Source organism: Streptomyces coffeae, from assembly GCF_016741875.1.
GTDB lineage: Bacteria > Actinomycetota > Actinomycetes > Streptomycetales > Streptomycetaceae > Streptomyces > Streptomyces coffeae.
The window spans coordinates 116155-134859 of record NZ_JAERRF010000012.1; the positions used below are offsets into that span (position 1 = coordinate 116155).

The following is an 18705-nucleotide window of genomic DNA, read 5'->3' on the forward strand; positions in this document are numbered from 1 at the left end:
AAAAACCCGCCTCTTTGCGCGTGGTGAACCCACTGCCATGTTCCTCGCGGCCACCCGGCACCGTTGTAGACCTTTTTGCCCATGCAGGGGCGGCCGGAGCTCCGGGGCCACCTCCTGTGGGATGGCACCGCTCAATCCTTTGATGTAGAGGGCTGTTGGTCATCACGGACGATGTCCCGTCGCACCGGTTTCCCGATGATTCTGAGGACGGGGCGGGTTCGTCCCGGCATCCGGCACCGACGGGAGTGGACCATGGCAGAAGTGACGCGGCGAGGTGTTCTGGCGGGGGCGGCGGCGCTCGGCGGGGCGGCCACCGGGCTGGTGTCCCAGGGCTTGACGGCTCACGAGGCGGTCGCGTCGCCCCGAGGTGGCGCGGCGGCGCCACCGGGCTCGATCACGGTCGCGCCCGGCGATCCGCGCTACCGGTCCCTGACGCACCGCGGCTGGAACGCCCGCTTCGTCGGACGGCCCGACTACGTACGTGTGGTGAGCTCCACCGAAGAGGTGGTCAGCGCGGTGCGACTGGCGGTGCGGGAGGGCAAGCGCATCGCCGTGCGCAGTGGCGGGCACTGCTTCGAGGACTTCGTCGACGACCCGGCGGTGAAGGCCCTCATCGACCTGTCCCCGATGGCATCCGTCTCCTACGACGCCCGCCGCAGGGCGTTCGCGGTCGAGCCGGGCGCTCTGCTCGGCGAGGTGTACCGCAAGCTGTTCCTCGGCTGGGGCGTGACCGTCCCGGCGGGCGCGACCCCCGAGGTCGGGGTGGGAGGGCACATCCTCGGCGGCGGATACGGGACGCTGTCGCGCCGGCACGGGCTGTCCGTGGACCACTTGTACGCCATCGAGGTCGTGGTGGTGGACGCGTCCGGCGAGGTGCGCAGTGTGGTGGCCACGCGCGAGCCCTCCGACCCCCACCACGACCTGTGGTGGGCGCACACCGGTGGGGGCGGCGGCAACTTCGGCATCGTCACCTGTTACTGGTTCCGCGACCCGGCCGCGAAGGGCGACGATCCCGCGCGGTTGCTGCCCCGGCCGCCGGAGTCCGTGACGACCTTCTACGCCACGTGGCCCTGGCAGGACCTGGACCAGCGCTCGTTCGCCCGGCTGGTGCGCAACCACGGAAGCTGGCACGAGCGCAACAGCGGGCCGGACTCGTCCTACGCCGGCCTGTTCAGCGTCCTGATGCTCAAAAGCCGCAAGGCGGAAAGTATCACCCTGGCCGGGCAGTTGGACTCCAGCGGCCGCGGCGCGGAGCGACTGCTGGACGACTACCTGGCCGCGGTGGGGCGCGGTGTGACGGCGAAACCGGTGCGCGGGTACGAGAGCCAACCGTGGTTGCAGGCCGCCGGAGCCGTGCAGGAGAGTGCCGCCGCACCGTTCAAGGCGAAGGCGGCCTATCTGCGCCGTCGTTATACGGACACTCAGATCGACGTCATCCACGAGCGGTTGTCCGGCAAGGAGGGGGCCGGTCTCGATGGCGCGCTGTGGCTGGTCTCCTACGGCGGCAAGGTCAACACGGTCCCGGCGGACGCGACCGCCGTCGCACAGCGGGACTCGATCCTCAAGGCGATCTACGTGGCCGAGTGGGAAGCCCAGCAGGACGGCGGCCCACGGCTGGAGTGGGTCCGCGACTTCTACCGGACCGTGTACGCCGACAGCGGTGGCGTGCCCGTACCGGGCGCGGCGAACGACGGCTCCTTCATCAACTACCCGGACACCGACCTTGCCGACACCGCCCTGAACACCTCCGGCACGGCCTGGCACACCCTCTACTACAAGGGACACTATCCGCGGTTGCAGCGGATCAAGGCCCGCTGGGATCCGCGCGACGAGTTCCGCCACGCCCTGGCCGTCCGTCCGCCGAGTGACGCGGAACGGGGTCGTCCATGACGACGCCGGGAGTCGGCCGAAGGCGCGGCAGGCCGAGGGCCACGTCGTCGATTACACCAACCACACGACCCTCACCTGCCACGCCCTGAGTCATGATGCGTCAGAGCCTTGTCGCGGACCTCACCGGGGAGGTCCCGCGGGGCGCAGCACGGGCCGCAGTGCGTCCAGCACCGCCGGGTCCTCGATCGTCGACGGCACCGGTTCGTCGCGTCCGTCGGCGATCCCGCGCATCGTCTTGCGCAGGATCTTTCCCGACCGGGTCTTGGGCAGCGCGTCCACCACCGAGACGGCCCGGAACGCGGCGACCGGGCCGATCTCGCGGCGTACGGCCGCGACCAACTCCTGGTGGAGGTCCTCCTCGTTGATGTCGACGCCCGCCTTGAGCACCACGAAGCCCCGGGGCAGCTGACCCTTGAGCTCGTCGTGCACCCCGATCACCGCGCACTCGGCGACGGCCGGGTGCGCCGCGAGTACCGCTTCCATCGCACCGGTCGACAATCGGTGCCCCGCCACGTTGATCACGTCGTCGGTGCGTCCCATGACGAACAGGTAGCCGTCCGCGTCGCGGTACCCGGAGTCACCGGTCAGGTAGTAGCCCTCGTACTGGGACAGATAGGCCTCGACGAATCGCTGGTCGTCACCCCACAGTGTGGGAAGCGCGCCGGGAGGCAGCGGGAGCCGGATGGCGATCACGCCTTCCTCGCCCGCGGGCAGTTCGGATCCGCCCTGGTCGAGGATGCGCACGTCCCAGCCGGGAACCGGAACCGTTGCCGACCCGGGCTTTGCCGGCATCGGCTCCAGCCCCTGGAGGTTCGCCGCGATCGCCCAGCCGGTCTCGGTCTGCCACCAGTGGTCGACCACCGGTGTACCGAGTTTCTCGTGCGCCCAGTGGTAGGTCTCGGGGTCGAGCCGCTCCCCGGCCATGAAGAGCGTGCGGAACGACGACAGGTCGTACTTCTTCAGCTCGGCGGCCTCCGAGTCGACTCTCTTGATCGCCCTCAGGGCCGTGGGAGCGGTGAACAGCGCCTTCACGCCGTGGTCACTGATCACCCGCCAGAACGCACCGGCGTCCGGTGTGCCGACCGGCTTGCCCTCGTACAGCACGGTGGTCGCACCGGCCAGCAGCGGTGCGTAGACGATGTAGGAGTGACCGACGACCCAGCCGACGTCGGACGCGGTCCACCAGACGTCGCCCGGACCGATGTCATAGAGCGCGGCCATCGACCACAACATGGCGACCGCGTGGCCGCCGTTGTCGCGGACGACGCCTTTGGGCTTGCCGGTGGTACCGGAGGTGTAGAGCACATACAGCGGGTCGGTCGCCGCCACCGGAACGGGATCGACCGGCTCGGCGCCGGCGACGAGCTCCGCCCAGTCCACGTATCGGTCGCCCAGCTCCGCTCGCGCCGCGTCACGCTGGAGGATGACGACCTTCTCCGGCTGATGGGTGGTCAGCTCGAGCGCCGCGTCGACGATGGGCTGGTACTCCACGATCCGCGTCGGCTCGATCCCGCAGGACGCCGCGACGATCACGACCGGTTCGGCGTCCTCGACGCGGGCGGCCAGTTCCTTGGGAGCGAAGCCGCCGAACACCACCGAGTGCACCGCGCCGATCCTGGCGCAGGCCAGCATGGCGATGACCGCTTCGGGCACCATTGGCATGTAGACGATGACCCGGTCGCCCTTGGTGACACCCAGCGAGCGCAGCGATCCGGCGAAGAGCGCGACCTCGTCACGGAGTTCGGTGTAGCTGAAGCGCCGGACCGCACCGGTCACCGGGGAGTCGTAGATCAGCGCGGTCCGGTCGCCGAGTCCGGCTTCCACATGCCGGTCCAGCGCGTTGTACGAGGTGTTGAGCTCGCCGTCGGGGAACCACCGCATCAGCGGTGCACGGGAGTTGTCCAGGGCACGGGTCGGTGGCCGGGTCCAGTCGATCGCCGCGGCCGCATCCAGCCAGAAGCCCTCGGGGTCCTCGAGGCTGCGGTGGTAAGTCTCGTCGTACGCGCCCATCAGGCGTCCTTACGTTGCTGGGTCGTGGAAAGTGTGAGCAGTCTGGCCCATGGGTCGGGCGGCGGCCAGCTCCCCGGGTGTGGTGTCCGTCGCTGCGATGTATCGATGTCCAGAGGGGCATCCGGGGTCGGACCGACCCAGCACCGGGCGCGATCGGTGGGCAGACGTTTGGGTCCGAACCTCGGCTGAACGGGGACGGAGCGTTTCCGCGGCGTGTCACACGGCCGCGGCGAAGGCGATGCAGAACGCGACGAAGAACACCACCAGGACCAGGATGACGAAGATGGGACCCTTGCTCCAGCCCTTCGTGGGGTTGTAGGTCTCCAGCGGGCCCGCGTCGGCCGTGCTTCCCTCCGCGGGAGGCGTCTCGCCGGGGGGAACGCCTCTTGCTGATGCCGCCGGCTCGGAGGTGCGACGGGGCTCCGGTTCGGGGTTTCTGTCACCCATGTCACCATTCTCCCTCTTTGCCGAAAATGCTGTGGACCCTCGTGCTCGCTCCCGGCGGTCACGCAGGGTAACGGACGACTGCACACCGTCAGGGACGCAGATCCACCCACGCGGCGGCGAGCCGGTCCACCAGTTCGGTGAGCCGTTCCTCGGGCAGGGTGAGGGGAATCCTGATGTGGCTGTCGTGCGCCCCGCTGGGATCCGTCACCGCTCCCGGTACCACCTCGACCCCGTGCCGCAGGGCCACTTGGGCGTACACCTGGGCATCGGTGTCATGGGGCAGCCTCGCCCACAGCGCGGAGCCGCCCGGCTGCCGGCTCCACTGCCAGGCGGGCAGCCTCGCGGTGAGGAGTCCTTCCAGATGGTCCAGGCGGTGGCGCAGGGTCAGGGCACGGCGGGCCTTCAGTTCGTCCAGCCGCGGCAGCAGCCGGGCGGCGAGGGCTTGGTCGAGCACCGGACTGCCCAGGTCGGCCAGCGCCTTCAGCCGGGCCAGCCGCCCGACCACCTCGGCCGGACCGCGGACCCAGCCGATCCGCAGCCCGCCCCAGACCGCCTTCGCCAGTGAGCCGACGGTGAGCACCTCGGCGGCCCCGCGCACACCGGCGCCCGCACCCGCCGTGGCGAATGCGGCGATGGGCGCGGGCTCCCGCACACCCTCGTCGATACCGATGTCGTAGGCGAGGTCCTCCACGACGGGTACGCCGTGGTGGGCGCACAGTTCGGCCACGCGGCGGCGCCGCCCCGCGGACATCAGCACACCCGTCGGGTTGTGGTAGGTCGGCGTCACGTACACCAGCTCGGGGCGATGCCGGGCAAGCGCTTGTGCCAGCCCGTCGACCCGGATCCCGTCCTGGTCCAGCGGCACCCCGTGCGGCAGGGCCCCGGCGGCGCGGAACACATCCAGGCAGCCGGGCCAGCTGGGGCACTCCACCACCACCCCCGAGCCCTTGCGCAGATACAACTGGGCCACCAGCCCCAGCGCCTGGGTCGCACCCGTGGTCACCAGCACCTGTTCGGGGGCCGTGGCCAGCCCGGCGGTGGAGAAGTGGTCCGCGAGCGCGTGCCGCAGACCCGGCAGTCCACCGGGGTGGTATCCGGTGTCCGCCATGAGCCCGTCCAGGTCGGTGCGCAGCACGTCGTGCAGCGCCTCCCGCACCTCGGCCACCGCCGGTTCGGCCGCCATGGCCAGCGAGATGGTGTTCTCCCGGCGGTCGACCATCCGTTGCAGCAGGGCGGTCGCCCGGCCGCCGGAGACCCGGCCATCGGTCCCGGCCGGGCGCGGTACCGGGCGCGGGGCCACTCGGGTGCCGCTGCCGCGGCGGCTCTCCACCGCGCCCAGCGCCCGCAGTTCGTCGTAGGCCGCCACCACAGTGGCCCGGCTGACGCCCAGCGCCTTCGCCAGCCCGCGTTCGGAGGGCAGCCGGGCGCTGGCCCCCAGGTCTCCCGCGCGCACGGCGCGGTGCAGCGCCCGTGCCAGCTTGGTGTACAGCGGTCCGGGCCCGGCCATCCAGTCGTCGAGCAGGAGCAACAGCTCCGGTGGATGGGCCGCCCGGTCCGTGCCGAGGTCCGTCATCCGGTCCACTTCCCCCTTCATTGGCCCGGTCGCACATCCTCCCGCACCGTCAGGCTGGAGGGGACCCCACCGGAGGCAGGCTTCGGCCGCCGGTACCGTACAGCGTAGGAGGGCGCATGATCCCGGAGACTTCGCGGCTCCTCGCCTTCGTCGTCGCGTCGTTCGCCCTCGTCGTGATCCCCGGCCCCAATCTGGTCTACGTCCTCACCCGGAGCGTCAGCCAGGGGCGGCGCTCCGGGGTGTGCTCGGCGCTCGGGGTGGAGACCGGCACGCTGGTGCATATCGCGGCGGCCGTGTTCGGGCTCTCCGCCCTGATCGCGCGCTCCGAAGTGGCCTACGCGACGCTGAAGTACGCCGGTGCCGCCTACCTCGTCCACCTCGGTGTGCGGGCCGTGCGGCAGCCCGGTGCGCTGGACCTCTCCGGGACGGCGGCCCGGACACCCCTGGTCACAGTGTTCCGGGACGGGGTCCTGGTGAACGTGCTCAACCCGAAGGTCGCGCTGTTCTTCCTCGCCTTCCTGCCGCAGTTCGTGGGTTCCGGGGCGGACACGGCCGGGGCGCGGGGCCAGATGCTGGTGCTGGGCGCGGTGTTCTTCGTGGTGGCGCTGGCCCTGGACCTGGTCTGGGCCGTGGCGGGCGGTCGCTTGGGCGGATGGCTGCGCGACCGCCCCCGGATCCTTCGGCGCCAGCCGCATGCGGTCGGAGCGGTCTACATCGCGCTGGGACTGTTCGCGGTGGTTCCGGCGCTGTGATCGAGCCAGCCCAGTTCGTGCGCGCGCACCCCCGCCTGGAAGCGGCTGGTGGCGTTGAGCTTGTCCATCAGATCAGCGGTGATCCGGCGCAAGGTACGTATGGATACACCCAGTTCACGGGCGATGGCCTCGTCCTTGAGTCCGGCGTTGAGCATCTGGAGCACCGTGAACTGCTGGGTGTCCAGCGGTGGGGCGGTCTGCTCGCGGCCGGTGTCGGGGCACACCCTGTCGAGCGGTGTCGCCGAGTGCCAGCAGTGCTCGAAGACCCGGCGCAGCAGATGGGTGATGAGCGGGCCGCGGGTGACCAGGGCGGCCGCTTGGTCGGCGTTGCCGGGGGCCGGGGTGAAGGCCATCACGTCGTCGACCACGATCAGCCGGAAGGGGATGGTGGGGGCCAGCCGGATCTCCGCGCCGATGGCCTGGAGTTCGCGCAGATAGCGCAGACCGTGCGGGATGCGGCTGGTGGAGGCCAGGTGGATCGTGCGCATGGCCACCCCGCGCTTGATGACGCGCTGGTTGCGGGCGATACGGTCCCGGGTCCGGCTCTCGATCACCGGACCGGGCTGCATACTCAGGACCTCGTTGACCGCGATCTCGGCGGAGTCCTCCAGTACCTCCGAGATCCTGTCCATCCCGGTGATCAGTTCCGCCGGGGCCAGGCTCCGCTGGTCGTGGTACTGGTCGGCCAGTTCGGTGCACAGCAGCCGGATCGACTTGCGCAGCCGTACGGTGTCGGCCAGCCACATATCGGCCGACTCCTCGGCCAGGAGCGCCAGTCTGGCCAGCGCCTTCTCGGTGGAGACGGTGGCGAGCCGGCCGGAGCCCGCGTCGGTGAGCAGCCCGACCTCACGCAGCAGATCGGTCGCTTCGCGGCAGGTGTCCGGGTCGAGGCTGGTGCGCTCACTTAACTCGCCCAGCTTCAGTGCCGGTTCCTTCAGCATGTTCCGATACAGGTCCGCAAGCACTTTTCGGTCCTCTTCGATATCCACGTGAACCCCCTTGCGGAAAAGTGGAATGAATCATTTTGCTGGCCCATGTGCGTCACGTCCCTTGTCGGCCAGCCTTGGTCACTTTACTGGGCTTTTTTCCGACAGCAGAGTTGTTCCCCAGGCAGCTTCCTCGCGGGATCTCATCGCGGGGGAGCGGATCGGTTGAAAGGAGTGCAGAGGGACATGGCAAGAGGGACTGCATACGGATCCGCCGGTGAGGCGGGACGTATGAAACGGGGGACGGTCAAGAGATCATCGGCCGGAGCGGCGGCGGGCACGCCGTACGCCACGGTCGCGGGGCAGCGGGGGGAAAACGCTTCCTGGGCGCGCCCGGATGGCGGGGACGACTTCGAGTGGGGCTGATCGCGCCGCGCGGCTGAGACCGCGGCAACACCTTTCCGGCCATTGGGGTGCCGGCCCGGATTCAGATAGGCACCCATGTCAATTGTTCGGCGCTCAACATCCTGGCATTCCTTGACGCCGGGTGCTGAATTCGCCTGCCCCTTCCGCCGTTTCCCTTGCACGCGACCGCGTGCCGAGGAGGTCAGCCCCATGTCGAGTTGTCTGCCTGCGCGCATCGTGCGGCACGCGGCACACCACCCTGACGCACCCGCCCTGTTCTGGCACGGGAACACCACCGGTTACGGCGAGCTGACCGCCATGGCCGGCCGGGCGGCCACGTGGATCGCGGCACACCACGGCGGTGCCGCGGCCCCCGGGCCGGGTTCCGGAGAGCGGCCGCGGCCCCTGGCCCTGGTCGCGAAGAAGTCACCCGAGGCCGTGGCGGTGGTGCTCGCCTGTCTGCTGCTGCGCCGTCCCCTCCTCATCGCCTCCGCGGACCTCGGCGCGGAAGCGCTGTCCGCCCTGCTGGTGTCGGCCGGGGCCACGCGGCTGCCGGCCCCCGCGGAGCTCACCGCGAGCCCCGGCGAGGGCGCCCCGCCCGTCCCCTCCGCGCCGTACCCGGCCACGGGCGACCCCGACGACATCGCTCTGCTGCTGACCACGTCGGGCTCCACCGGCATCCCCAAAATCGCACCGGTCACCTTCGGCGCGCTCGACCGCTTCACCGCGTGGGCGGCCGGTCACTTCGGCCTCGACGCGCGGACGACCGTGCTCAACCACGCCCCCCTCAACTTCGACCTGTGCCTCTTCGACATCTGGACGACGCTCGGCAGCGGCGGCTGTGCCGCCCTGGTGGACCAGGACCTCGCCGTCAACCCGGCCCATCTGGAGGGGATCCTGCGCGCACGGCCCGTCCACGTGGTCCAGGGGGTGCCCCTGCTCCACGCTCTGCTCGCCCGGACCGCCGCGGGCGGTGACGCCTCCCACCTCGCCCCGGTCCGGCACGTCCTGATCACCGGTGACGCCATCTCCGGACCGGCCTTCGCCGCCCTGCCGCCGCTCTTCCCGCGGGCGCGCTTCCACAACGTCTACGGCTGCACCGAGACCAACGACAGCTTCGTCCACGAGATCGACCCCCAGGACCCCATGCCGCACGGCGCACTGCCCCTCGGCCGGCCCGTGGCGGGCACCCGCGCGTGGATCCGCACCGAGGACGGCGGGGTGCTGCACGGCCCCGGACGCGGTGAACTCGTGGTGCGCACCCCCTTCCAGACCCCCGGCTACCTCGGCGCCGCCCCCGCCGTCAGCCCCTTCGTCCCGCATCCGCAGGACCAGGACGGCGGTCCCTGCTACCGCACCGGCGACCTGGTGCGCCGGCACCCCGACGGCACGCTGACCCTGGAGGGCCGCCGGGACTTCGTGGTGAAGGTGCGCGGCGTCCGCGTCAACACCGCCGAGGTCGAGGCCGCCCTGTGCGCGCACGACGGGATCGAGGAGGCCGCGGTCCTCGCGCTCCCCGACGACGAGGCCGGGAAGGTGCTGCACGCGGTCGTGCGCCGGGCACCCGCGGCCACTCTCGACAGCCTCACCCTCCGCCACTACCTCGGGCAGCGGCTGCCCCGCGCCGCGCTGCCCCGGACCGTGCGCTGGTCCGGTGAGCCGCTGCCCCGCACCTCCACCGGAAAGCTCGACCGGACCGCGCTGACGGACGTCCTGGGCCCCGGGCCGTCCGTCCCCCGTGCGCCCGCGGCCGTCGGCGCGCCCGCCGCCCGCCTGTCCGCGGACATCCGCCGTATCAGCCAAGGAACCGGAGACTGACCATGGCCCGCACCACGCAGATCAAGAAGTACCTGATCGAGCAGTTCTCGCTCGAGATCCAGCCGGACGAGCTCGCCGACGACTACGACCTGCTGGCCGGCGGTGTCATCGACAGCCTGGGCCTGCTCACCCTGGTGAGCTGGCTGGAGGACACCTACGGACTGAACGTGGACGTGCTCGACGTCGCGCCCGACAACTTCCGCTCCGTGAGGGCGATCGACGCCTTCTGCGACGCCGCGAGCGCGCCCGGCCCGGCCGCGGGGACCACCGGTGCGACGGAGGCTGCCACCACGGGGGCGCGCCGGCCGTGAACGAACTGCTCCCCGCCCTGATCGCCCGTGACCGCCCCGTACCCGTCCATGTCTGGGCGGAGTTCTGGGAGCGGCTGCGGACCGGTGACGGCCCGCCCGGCGAAGCCCTCGCCACGCTGACCGCGATGTCCACGCTGCTCCCCGACGCCGAGACCCTGGACGCCTTCCTCACCTCGCTCGACCAGCGGCGCGACACCGGCCCGCGCGGCGCCGGACCGCTGCCCGCCATCTGGCCGGGCACGGTCAACGTGGTCGGCACCGGCGGCGGTCCGCCCACCGTCAACCTGAGCACCGCCGCCGCCCTGCTCGCCGCGACCCTCGGGGTACGGATCGTCAAGACCGGGTCCCGCGGCTACACCGGCCGCACCGGATCGGTCGACGTGCTGGAGCGGCTGGGCATCCCGCTCGCCGCCTCCTACGCGCAGTGCGAAGACGGCCTGGACCGCCACGGCATCGCCTTCGCGGGCGGATTTGTCTACCCGCCCGAACTCACCACGCTCGCCCGGCGCATCCTGCCCTACGGCCTCAAGCACATCGGCCGGGTGGTCAACATCCTGGGGCCGCTGCTGGCCCGGGTCCCGGTGGCCGCACAGCTCACCGGGGTCTCGGACAGCCATGTGCACACCGTCCTCACCGGTCTCGCCGCCCGGCGCGTACGCCCCGGACACCGGCTGTGGCTGCTCTCCAACGACCTCGGCGTGGATGAGCTCGTCAGCTTCACCGACAACGCCGTCCAGCCGCACGACGCCCCCGCGCTGCGCGTCGGCCCGAGCACCCTGCCCGCGCTGCGCCCCGCCCGGGGCACCCTCGCCGACCTCGCGCCCGCACCCGAGGGCACGCCCCCCGCGACCCGGCTCAGGGAACTCCTCGCCGGCCGGGGACCGGAGGCCGGCTTACACACCATCGCCCTCAACGCGGCCGCGGCCGCCGTCATCGGCGGCGTCCGGCCGGACTGGCCGACCGCCCTGGCCGATGCGCTGGACGCCCTCGCCGACGGTGCCGCGCTCGGTCTCGTCGAGCGGCTGACCGCGCCCCGCGCGGGGGCCGCGGCCGGGGCGGTCGGCCATGGCTGAACTCGCCCTGGAACCCCGCCCGTTCTTCACCGGCCGCGGACCGCACGACCCGGGGCTCGCGGTGTTCCTCAACGCCGGGGACCCGGGCCCGCCGGAGGTGTTCGCCGCACTGCTGCTCGCCCTGGACGACGCCGGGGTGGACTGCGTGGAGCTGGCGGTGCCGTTCCCCGACTCGGTCACCGACGGCCCGGTGATCCGCCGCTCGGCCCGCCGGGCCCTGGACAACGGTGCCGATCTGGCGGCGACCCTGCGGCTGCTGGCCCAAGTCCGCCCGCGGATGCGCCACACCGCGGTGGCCCTGCTCGCCGACTGGCGGCACACCGTGGCCCCGCTCGGGCCGCCGGAGTTCCTGCTGCGTGCCCGGGACAGCGGCGCGGACGCGGTCCTGGTGCACGGGGCGCCGCCCCGGGCCCGGCCACGGTGCTTGGAGGCCGCGGACCGCATCGGCCAGCCGATGGTGACGACCTGCTACGCCCGGTCCGAACCGGCCGTGCTGGAGGAGGCCGCCCGCACCGCGTCGGCCTATCTGTACCTCGTCGCCCACTACGGGCGCACGGGCGCCGCCGCGGTCCAACCGGCGTCCCTGGGCCCGGTCCTGACCCGGCTGAGGAAGCTGACCGACGCACCGCTCGCGGTGGGCTTCGGCGTCCGCGGCGCCGCCGACATCGCCGCGCTCGGCCGCCAGGGGGCGGACGCCGCGGTCGTCGGCACCGCCCTGGTGGCCCGGCTGGAACAGGCAGTTCTGGCCGGTGAGGATCCGGTCGTCGAGGCCCGCGCCTGCGTCGCGGACCTGCTCATCAGCACCTCAGACACATCCAACGGGAGGAAACCATGATCGTCCGTCAGCTTGCGGAGGTGCCGTCCGTCGAGTGGGGCAACGGCCTGAGCCGTCGCTTCCTGCTGGCCTCGGACGGCCTGGGCTACACGGTCACCGACACCGTCGTCTCGGCCGGGAGCAAGTCCCTGCTGGAGTACAAGCACCACCTGGAGGCGTGCTACTGCATCTCCGGCAGCGGCGAGGTCGTGGACATGGCCGGCGACAGCCACTCCATCACCCCCGGCACCCTCTACGCGCTGGACCGGCACGACGCGCACTGGCTGATCGCCCACCCCGCCGAGGACCTGCGGCTGGTCTGCGTCTTCTCCCCGGCGCTGCGCGGCGACGAGAAGCACTCGCTGAGCGACGCCGGCTCCTCCCACTACTGAGCACTACTGAGCACTTACTGAGACACCGGACCGGCACACGACAAGAAGACGCAGGAGCCCCAGTGATCGAATGGTCCGAAGAGCAGACGCGGTTGCGGGACGGACTCACCCCCTGGTTCGAGAAGTTCGCCGCCCAGTACGACCGTTACGACGCCGCGGCCGAGTTCCCGCGCGGCCCCTGGGAGGCCGTACGGGACAGCGGGCTCCTGCGGCTGCCGTTCGGCGAGGAGTGGGGCGGGCTCGGCCAGTCGCTCCTGACCACCATGTACGTACTCGACGCCCTCGGGTACGGCTGCCGCAACGGCGGGCTGAACTTCTCCGTCACCACCCACATGGTCAGTACCGGAGTGCCCCTCCAGCGCTTCGGATCCGCCGCCCTCAAGCGGCGGTACCTGCCGGCCGTGTGCGACGGTTCGCTGATCGGCGCCCACGCCATCAGCGAACCGGACGCCGGGTCGGACATGATGAACATGCGGACCACCGCCGCGCGCGACGGCGACACCTATGTGCTGCGCGGCTCCAAGACGTTCGTCAGCAACGGCCCGGTGGCCGGTCTGGTCGTGGTGTACGCCCGCACCGACGCCGCCGCCGGACCGCTGGGGGTCAGCGCCTTCCTGCTCCGGCGTGACACCCCCGGCCTGGCCTTCGGCAGCCCCATCGCCAAGATGGGGCTGAAGTCCTCGCCGTTCTGCGAGATCTTCCTCGACGACTGCCGGGTCCCGGCCGACGCCCTGATCGGCCGGGAAGGCAGCGGTTTTCTCATCCTGGACCACGTCATGCGCTGGGAGATCCTGTGCTCCTTCGCCGTGACCCTGGGGGAGATGCGGCGGCGCCTGGAGCGCTGCGTGGCCTACGCCAAGGAGCGCCGGGCCTTCGGACAGCCCATCGGCGGTTTCCAGGCCGTCTCGCACAAGATCGTCGACATGAGGATCGGCGTGGAGAGCGCCCACAAGTGGCTCTACGACACCGCCGAGAAGCACACCCGGGGCCAGCACATCACCGCCGACCTGGCCATGGCCAAACGCGTGGTCAGTGAGGCCAACGTGGCCTCCGCGCTCAGCGCCGTCCAGATCTTCGGCGGCAACGGCTACACCGCCGAGTACGGCCTGGAGCAGGAGCTGCGCAACGCGGTGGCCGGGACCATCTACTCGGGCACCTCCGAGATCCAGTCCTCCCGCATCGCCGCCACCCTGGGCCTGTGAGCCCGCCGCCCGACCGCCCACCGAGACGACGAGGCCCCATGGAGACCGACCCCGCACTCGCCCGCACCGCTTTCCTGGACCACGACGCCCCCGACGTAGGGGACTTCGTCCAGCGGGCCCTGCGCGACACCGGCACCGGCGACCGGGAGCGCGCGGTGGCGCTCTACTACGCCGTACGCGACGGGATCCGCTACGAGATCTACGGCGCCGACCTCTCCCGGAACGGTCTGACCGCCTCCCAGGTGGTCCGCTCCGGCAAGGGACTGTGCATCCACAAGTCCGTGCTCTACGTGGCCGCGCTCCGCTCGGTGGGCATCCCCGCCCGGCTGGTGTTCGCCGACGTCCGCAACCACCTCTCCTCGGAGGCGGTGCGCGCCCGCGTCGGCGGCGACGTCTTCCGCTACCACGCCTTCACCTCCCTGCGGCTGGACCGGTGGCTGCGCGCCACCCCGGTCTTCAACCGCCTGCTGTGCCGCCTGTACCGGATCGAGCCCATGGAGTTCGACGGGACCGCCGACAGCGTCTACCACCCGTACGACGAGTCCGGCGAGCACCACATGGAACTCCTGTGGGAGCACGGCGAGTTCGACGACCTCCCCTACGAGGAGGTGCTGGCCGGGCTCCGGGCCGGACACCCGCGCCTCTTCCCGGCCGGAGGCGGTGACCGGTTCGTCGCCGGCTCGCTGGAAGCCGACGCGGCCGGCACCGCCGCGCTCCCCGCCCACTGACCGAGAGGAAAGCCGCAGTGGAATCCGTCAAGTACCAGCTCAGCGACATCCAGATCCCCCGGGCCTGGTACAACATCGCCGCCGATCTGCCCCGGCTCGCACCGCCGCTGCACCCGGCGACCGGCGCCCCCGCCTCGGTCGACGATCTGACCGGCATCATGCCCAAGGAGGTCGCCGAGCAGGAGCTGTCCACCACCCGCGAGATAGAGATCCCGGACCCGGTCCGGCAGCTCTACGCCCAGTGGCGGCCCTCGCCGCTCTTCCGCGCCCGCCGTCTGGAGCGCGCCCTGAACACCCCCGCGCGGATCTACTACAAGTACGAGGGCGGCAGCCCGGCCGGCAGCCACAAGCCCAACACCGCAATCCCGCAGTGCTTCTACAACCAGCAGGCGGGCATCCGGCGGCTGACCACCGAGACCGGCGCCGGACAGTGGGGTTCGGCCCTCGCGTTCGCCGGCGCCCTGTTCGGGATCGACGTCCAGGTGCACATGGTGCGCGTCAGCTACCACCAGAAGCCCCAGCGCCGCGCCCTGATGCACGCCTACGGTGCCACCTGTCTGCCCAGTCCCTCCCGCGCCACCGACGTCGGCAGCCGGATCCTCGACGACGACCCGGACTGTCCGGGAAGCCTGGGCATCGCCACCTCCGAGGCGCTGGAGCTGGCCATGAACGACCCGCACACCAACTACGCGGGCGGCAGCGTGCTCAACAACGTCGTGCTGCACCAGACCCTGATCGGGCAGGAGGCCATGACCCAGCTCGACATGGCCGACGACTACCCCGACCTGGTCGTCGGCTGTGCGGGCGGCGGCAGCAACCTCGGCGGGCTCGCCTTCCCCTTCCTCGGCGCCCAGCTGCGCGGCGGCGACTCGGTCCAGGTCATCGCGGCCGAGCCGGAAGCCTGCCCCTCGCTGACCCGTGGCACGGTCGCCTACGACTTCGGGGACGCCACCGGGCTCACCCCGCTGATGCGGATGCACACCCTCGGCCACTCCTTCGTCCCGCCCTCCATCCACGCCGGCGGCCTGCGCTACCACGGCATCTCCCCGCTCGTCAGCCAGGCGCTGTCGGAGGGGCTGATGGAGGCGCGCGCGGTGCCCCAGACCCGCTGCTTCGAGGCCGGACTGGCCTTCGCGCGCAGCGAGGGCATCGTTCCGGCGCCGGAGTCCACGCACGCCGTGCGCGTGGTCATCGACGAGGCCGTGCGCTGCCGCGAGGAGGGCAGACCGCGGGTGATGCTGTTCGGCCTGTCCGGACACGGCCACTTCGACCTGGGCTCGTACGAGAAGTACCTCGCCGGTGAGCTGAGCGACGAGGCGTTCGACCCCGACGGGGTGGCGCGATCGCTCACCGCCCTCCCGGAGGTCCCCGGTCCCGCCGGAGCGGAGAACTGAGGCGCCGTGCTGCTCAAGGTGTGCGGGGTGACCGATGTCCACCAGCTGCGGCGGATGTCCTGCTTCCCCGTGGAGCTGGCCGGGCTCTGGTACGGCGTGCCCGGCGGACGCTGGGATCTGCCGCTGGAGCGGCTGGCACAACTGGCTGGCGCGGCACGGGAGATGGCCGTCGAACCGGTGCTGGTCACCCTCCTGGACGACCCCGGGCGGCTGCGGGCGGCGGTCGCCGCCTCCGGTGTCCGCTGGGTCCAGCTGCACGGCTACCCGGCACCGGCGGGGGTGCGGCGGATCCGGGCGGCGCTGCCGGACGTCACGCTGGTGAAGGTGATCCATGTGCGTGCGGGGCGAGCCGTCGAGGAGCCGTTCGCCGACGCCTACCGGCGCGCGGGCGCCGATCTCTTCCTCTTCGACTCGGTGGGTGACGACGGCCGGGTCGGCAGCACCGGCACCCCGCTGGACCCCGGGGCCGCGGCCCGGGTGCTGGACCGGGCCGAGCTGCCGTTCCTGCTGGCCGGTGGCCTCAGCGCGGACGGCGCCGACCGTTACGACGGGCTGCTGCGGCACAGCGGATTCCGCGGCCTGGACGTGGACAGCGCGCTGCGCGGCGGAGACGGCTCGCTGCGGCTGAGCCGGGTCGACGCCCTGTGGACCGCCTGGCGCGAGCGGCACGAGTCCGTGCGGTGCGCGTCATGACCGCCGCCGAGGCCGGCACCAGGGCCCCCTTCCGCGACGCGCTGCTCGCCGCGCACACCCCCGTCGTCATGGAGCTGAAGCGGCGCAGCGCCCACGGTGCCGATCTCTTCCGGAACCGCACGGTGGAGCAACTGGTCACCGGATACGAGGCGCTGGGCGCCCCGGCGCTGTCGGTGGTCACCGGCGCCTGGTTCGGCGGCGATCCGGGACTGCTGGCCGAGGTGACAGCCGCCACCCGGCTGCCGGTGCTGGTCAAGGACTTCCTCACCAAGGAGCGCCAACTCGCGGACGCCGCGGCGCACGGCGCCTCCGCCGTGCTGCTCACCGCGGGCCTGCTGCCGCGGACCGTGCTGCCCCGGCTCACCGAGAGCGCGCTCGCCCTGGGGCTGACCCCGTTCGTCGAGGTGACCGAGGAGGAGGAGCTGTCCCGGGTCGTCCACGCCGACCGGTGCGTCATCGCCGTCAACAACAAGGACATCCGGCAGCGGGAACGCGACCCCGGCGACCCCGCCCGCAGCCACGCCCTGCTGCCCGCCGTCCTGGCCACCGGCACCCCGGTGCCGGTCAGCGCCAGTGGTATCCGCACCCCCGAGCAGGCCGCCGGGCTGCTCACCGCCGGATACCGGGCGCTGCTGGTGGGCACCGGACTCCTCCTCCACGACGACCTCCCGGGCTGGTTCGCCCGCCTGGCGCGCGAACGGGAGGGCACCCGGTGACCGGTACCACGACAACGCCTCCGCCGGGTCTGTCCCTGCGGGCGGCCCTGGCCGAACTGTCCGCGGCCGGGCCCGGCGCCGTCCCCGCGCACGAGGGCCCGGAAGACCCCACCCAGGTGGCCGACCACTACGCCCGGCGTTACGCGGGCGTCCCCGCCACCGGCCGCTCCCGCGACGAACCCGCGGTGCTCTACCCGGGGGTGCGCGGCGGCCCGGTCCTGCTGGGCCTGTACGGGGACGAGGAGCGGCTGCGCCGCTGGCTGCCCGGACTGCCTCCGCGCGTCACCCCGGACACCGCGGACCGGCTGATGGCCGAGGCTGCCCGGCCGCAGTGCGCGCCCGTCACGGTGCGCGGTCCCGGCTGTCAGCAGCACCGGCTCACCGGCGGGGCGGTGGACCTGACGGCCCTTCCGGCGCTGACCTGCACCCCGCGCGACGCGGGCCCGTATCTGACCGCCGCGCTGGTGCGCGCCGAGGACCCGGAGACGGGCGAAACCGCGCTGTCCGCCCACCGGATGCTGGTGCTGGACCGCACCCGGCTCACCCTCTGGATGGTGCCGGGGCGTCAGCTGGGGGCACTGTACGAGCGGGTGGTGGGGGACGGCCGCCCGCTGCCGGTCACCGTGAACATCGGGGTGCCGCCCGCCGCCATGGTGGCCTCCGCGCTCGGCTCCCGCTTCCTGCCCGGCGGTCTGGACAAGCTCGCCGTCGCCGGCGCGCTCGCCCGGCAGCCGGTCGCGACGGCCCCCGCGCTCACCCAGCCGGCCTCGGCACTCGCGGAGGCCGAGATCGTCCTGGAGGGGTATCTGGACGGCTCCCTCGCGGACGAGGCGCTGCCCGGTGCCCAACCCGCCGGATCCCTGCCGGAGTTCCTGGGTTACGACGGCGGCGCGCGCACCGGGCTGCCGGTGCTGACCGTCACCGCCGTCACCCACCGGTCCGCACCGCTGTACCAGGCGGTGATCGGGCCGGGACGCGAGCAGTCGCACATCCTGGGCACCGCCGGGGCGCTCTCGGCCGCGCTGTCCCTCCGCGAGGTGCTGCCGCGCGCGCCGGGTGTGCGGGTGTGCGGGACGCACCTGGCCGCGGCGGGCGGCGGCATGCTGCTGCTGACCGTCGCCGTACGGAAGGAGTCGGCCGCGGGCGACCATGTATTGGACGTGCTCGCCCGTGAACTGCTGGACCGGCACCCGTTCGTGAAGACGGTGCTCTTCACGGACGACACCATCGCCATCGGATGCGCCGAGGATCTGCTGTGGGCACTGCTCACCCGCTGCAACCTCGGTGCCGACACCAGGGCCTGGCCGCAGTTCCGGCCCGTCCCCATGGACCCGTCCCAGACCCCGGAGTGGGCCGCGGTCCGCCACGGCGCCGAACGCCCCCCGGGCCGGGTGTCGGTGGACGCCACGACCCCCTACGCGCTGCGCGCCCGCACCGTGCGCAGCTTCGGCCCATGACACCCCGCTGGCCGCTACCGGCCATTGCCGGTAGCGGGCACCCCCGGGCCGGGGGAGGCGCACACCACCCGTCGTTAGATTTTTCGGATTCGCAGGCTCTGGAA

General features: G+C 72.2%; 17 protein-coding genes. 13 read left to right on the forward strand and 4 right to left on the reverse strand.

The genetic code is table 11. The features are described from left to right. Window positions 1–252 precede the first annotated feature (252 nt). A complete protein-coding gene (locus JK363_RS21805; RefSeq protein WP_201876667.1) occupies window positions 253–1890 on the forward strand; it encodes an FAD-binding oxidoreductase in 1638 nt (545 codons plus the stop codon). A gap of 120 nt (window positions 1891–2010) precedes the next feature. Here the strand turns inward: JK363_RS21805 and JK363_RS21810 are convergent, their stop codons facing one another. The 3 genes from JK363_RS21810 to JK363_RS21820 form a co-directional block, all read right to left on the reverse strand. After that, the gene (locus tag JK363_RS21810) at window positions 2011–3900 is read right to left on the reverse strand and encodes a propionyl-CoA synthetase (RefSeq protein WP_201876668.1); all 1890 of its coding nucleotides are present in this window, start codon (window positions 3898–3900) and stop codon (window positions 2011–2013) included. Between the two features lie 216 nt (window positions 3901–4116). Then, window positions 4117–4347, reverse strand: a complete 231-nt coding sequence (locus JK363_RS21815) for a DUF6480 family protein (protein WP_201876669.1) — start codon at window positions 4345–4347, stop codon at window positions 4117–4119. A gap of 88 nt (window positions 4348–4435) precedes the next feature. Next, complete coding sequence (locus JK363_RS21820) at window positions 4436–5941, reverse strand: aminotransferase-like domain-containing protein (protein ID WP_201876670.1); 1506 nt, start codon at window positions 5939–5941, stop codon at window positions 4436–4438. Between the two features lie 95 nt (window positions 5942–6036). Between JK363_RS21820 and JK363_RS21825 the strand changes: the two genes are divergently transcribed. Further along, complete coding sequence (locus JK363_RS21825; RefSeq protein WP_201876671.1) at window positions 6037–6672, forward strand: LysE family translocator; 636 nt, start codon at window positions 6037–6039, stop codon at window positions 6670–6672. Here JK363_RS21825 and JK363_RS21830 read toward each other — a convergent pair. Continuing rightward, the gene (locus tag JK363_RS21830; RefSeq protein WP_201876672.1) at window positions 6630–7613 is read right to left on the reverse strand and encodes a helix-turn-helix transcriptional regulator; all 984 of its coding nucleotides are present in this window, start codon (window positions 7611–7613) and stop codon (window positions 6630–6632) included. The genes JK363_RS21825 and JK363_RS21830 overlap by 43 nt on opposite strands. A gap of 600 nt (window positions 7614–8213) precedes the next feature. Between JK363_RS21830 and JK363_RS21835 the strand changes: the two genes are divergently transcribed. From JK363_RS21835 to JK363_RS21885, 11 genes are all read left to right on the forward strand, one after another. After that, a complete protein-coding gene (locus JK363_RS21835; RefSeq protein ID WP_201876673.1) occupies window positions 8214–9821 on the forward strand; it encodes an AMP-binding protein in 1608 nt (535 codons plus the stop codon). A 2-nt stretch (window positions 9822–9823) separates the two neighbouring features. Further along, window positions 9824–10132 carry an acyl carrier protein gene (locus tag JK363_RS21840; protein ID WP_201876674.1) on the forward strand — a complete coding sequence of 103 codons (309 nt, stop codon included), beginning with the start codon at window positions 9824–9826 and terminating at the stop codon, window positions 10130–10132. Beyond that, a complete protein-coding gene (locus JK363_RS21845) occupies window positions 10129–11205 on the forward strand; it encodes a hypothetical protein (RefSeq protein WP_201876675.1) in 1077 nt (358 codons plus the stop codon). Before JK363_RS21840 ends, JK363_RS21845 begins: the two co-directional genes overlap by 4 nt. After that, window positions 11198–12040, forward strand: coding sequence for a tryptophan synthase subunit alpha (gene trpA, locus JK363_RS21850; protein WP_201876676.1), 843 nt, complete (start codon window positions 11198–11200; stop codon window positions 12038–12040). The genes JK363_RS21845 and trpA overlap by 8 nt, the downstream gene beginning before the upstream one ends. Beyond that, entirely contained in the window at window positions 12037–12411 is a 375-nt protein-coding gene (locus tag JK363_RS21855) for an ectoine synthase (RefSeq protein WP_201876677.1), read from the forward strand. The genes trpA and JK363_RS21855 overlap by 4 nt, the downstream gene beginning before the upstream one ends. 62 nt (window positions 12412–12473) lie before the next feature. Continuing rightward, a complete protein-coding gene (locus JK363_RS21860; RefSeq protein WP_201876678.1) occupies window positions 12474–13613 on the forward strand; it encodes an acyl-CoA dehydrogenase family protein in 1140 nt (379 codons plus the stop codon). A gap of 38 nt (window positions 13614–13651) precedes the next feature. After that, a complete protein-coding gene (locus tag JK363_RS21865; RefSeq protein WP_201876679.1) occupies window positions 13652–14341 on the forward strand; it encodes a transglutaminase-like domain-containing protein in 690 nt (229 codons plus the stop codon). Window positions 14342–14358: 17 nt separating this feature from the next. Then, the gene (locus JK363_RS21870; protein ID WP_201876680.1) at window positions 14359–15735 is read left to right on the forward strand and encodes a TrpB-like pyridoxal phosphate-dependent enzyme; all 1377 of its coding nucleotides are present in this window, start codon (window positions 14359–14361) and stop codon (window positions 15733–15735) included. Between the two features lie 27 nt (window positions 15736–15762). After that, window positions 15763–16428, forward strand: a complete 666-nt coding sequence (trpF, locus tag JK363_RS21875) for a phosphoribosylanthranilate isomerase (RefSeq protein ID WP_201876681.1) — start codon at window positions 15763–15765, stop codon at window positions 16426–16428. Continuing rightward, window positions 16425–17144 (forward strand): beta/alpha barrel domain-containing protein, encoded by a 720-nt coding sequence (locus JK363_RS21880; RefSeq protein ID WP_201876682.1) that lies wholly within the window; start codon window positions 16425–16427, stop codon window positions 17142–17144. Before trpF ends, JK363_RS21880 begins: the two co-directional genes overlap by 4 nt. Continuing rightward, complete coding sequence (locus JK363_RS21885) at window positions 17141–18601, forward strand: UbiD family decarboxylase (protein WP_201876683.1); 1461 nt, start codon at window positions 17141–17143, stop codon at window positions 18599–18601. The genes JK363_RS21880 and JK363_RS21885 overlap by 4 nt, the downstream gene beginning before the upstream one ends. Window positions 18602–18705 lie beyond the last annotated feature (104 nt).

Excerpts from the sequence above, each read along its gene's own strand:
- JK363_RS21805 (WP_201876667.1), top strand. The coding sequence starts at position 253 with ATGGCAGAAGTGACGCGGCGAGGTGTTCTGGCGGGGGCGGCGGCGCTC.
- trpA (WP_201876676.1), top strand. The coding sequence starts at position 11,198 with ATGGCTGAACTCGCCCTGGAACCCCGCCCGTTCTTCACCGGCCGCGGA.
- JK363_RS21815 (WP_201876669.1), bottom strand. The coding sequence starts at position 4,347 with ATGGGTGACAGAAACCCCGAACCGGAGCCCCGTCGCACCTCCGAGCCG.
- JK363_RS21835 (WP_201876673.1), top strand. The coding sequence starts at position 8,214 with ATGTCGAGTTGTCTGCCTGCGCGCATCGTGCGGCACGCGGCACACCAC.
- JK363_RS21830 (WP_201876672.1), bottom strand. The coding sequence starts at position 7,613 with ATGCTGAAGGAACCGGCACTGAAGCTGGGCGAGTTAAGTGAGCGCACC.
- JK363_RS21820 (WP_201876670.1), bottom strand. The coding sequence starts at position 5,941 with ATGAAGGGGGAAGTGGACCGGATGACGGACCTCGGCACGGACCGGGCG.
- JK363_RS21855 (WP_201876677.1), top strand. The coding sequence starts at position 12,037 with ATGATCGTCCGTCAGCTTGCGGAGGTGCCGTCCGTCGAGTGGGGCAAC.
- JK363_RS21865 (WP_201876679.1), top strand. The coding sequence starts at position 13,652 with ATGGAGACCGACCCCGCACTCGCCCGCACCGCTTTCCTGGACCACGAC.
- JK363_RS21825 (WP_201876671.1), top strand. The coding sequence starts at position 6,037 with ATGATCCCGGAGACTTCGCGGCTCCTCGCCTTCGTCGTCGCGTCGTTC.
- JK363_RS21880 (WP_201876682.1), top strand. The coding sequence starts at position 16,425 with ATGACCGCCGCCGAGGCCGGCACCAGGGCCCCCTTCCGCGACGCGCTG.
- JK363_RS21810 (WP_201876668.1), bottom strand. The coding sequence starts at position 3,900 with ATGGGCGCGTACGACGAGACTTACCACCGCAGCCTCGAGGACCCCGAG.
- JK363_RS21840 (WP_201876674.1), top strand. The coding sequence starts at position 9,824 with ATGGCCCGCACCACGCAGATCAAGAAGTACCTGATCGAGCAGTTCTCG.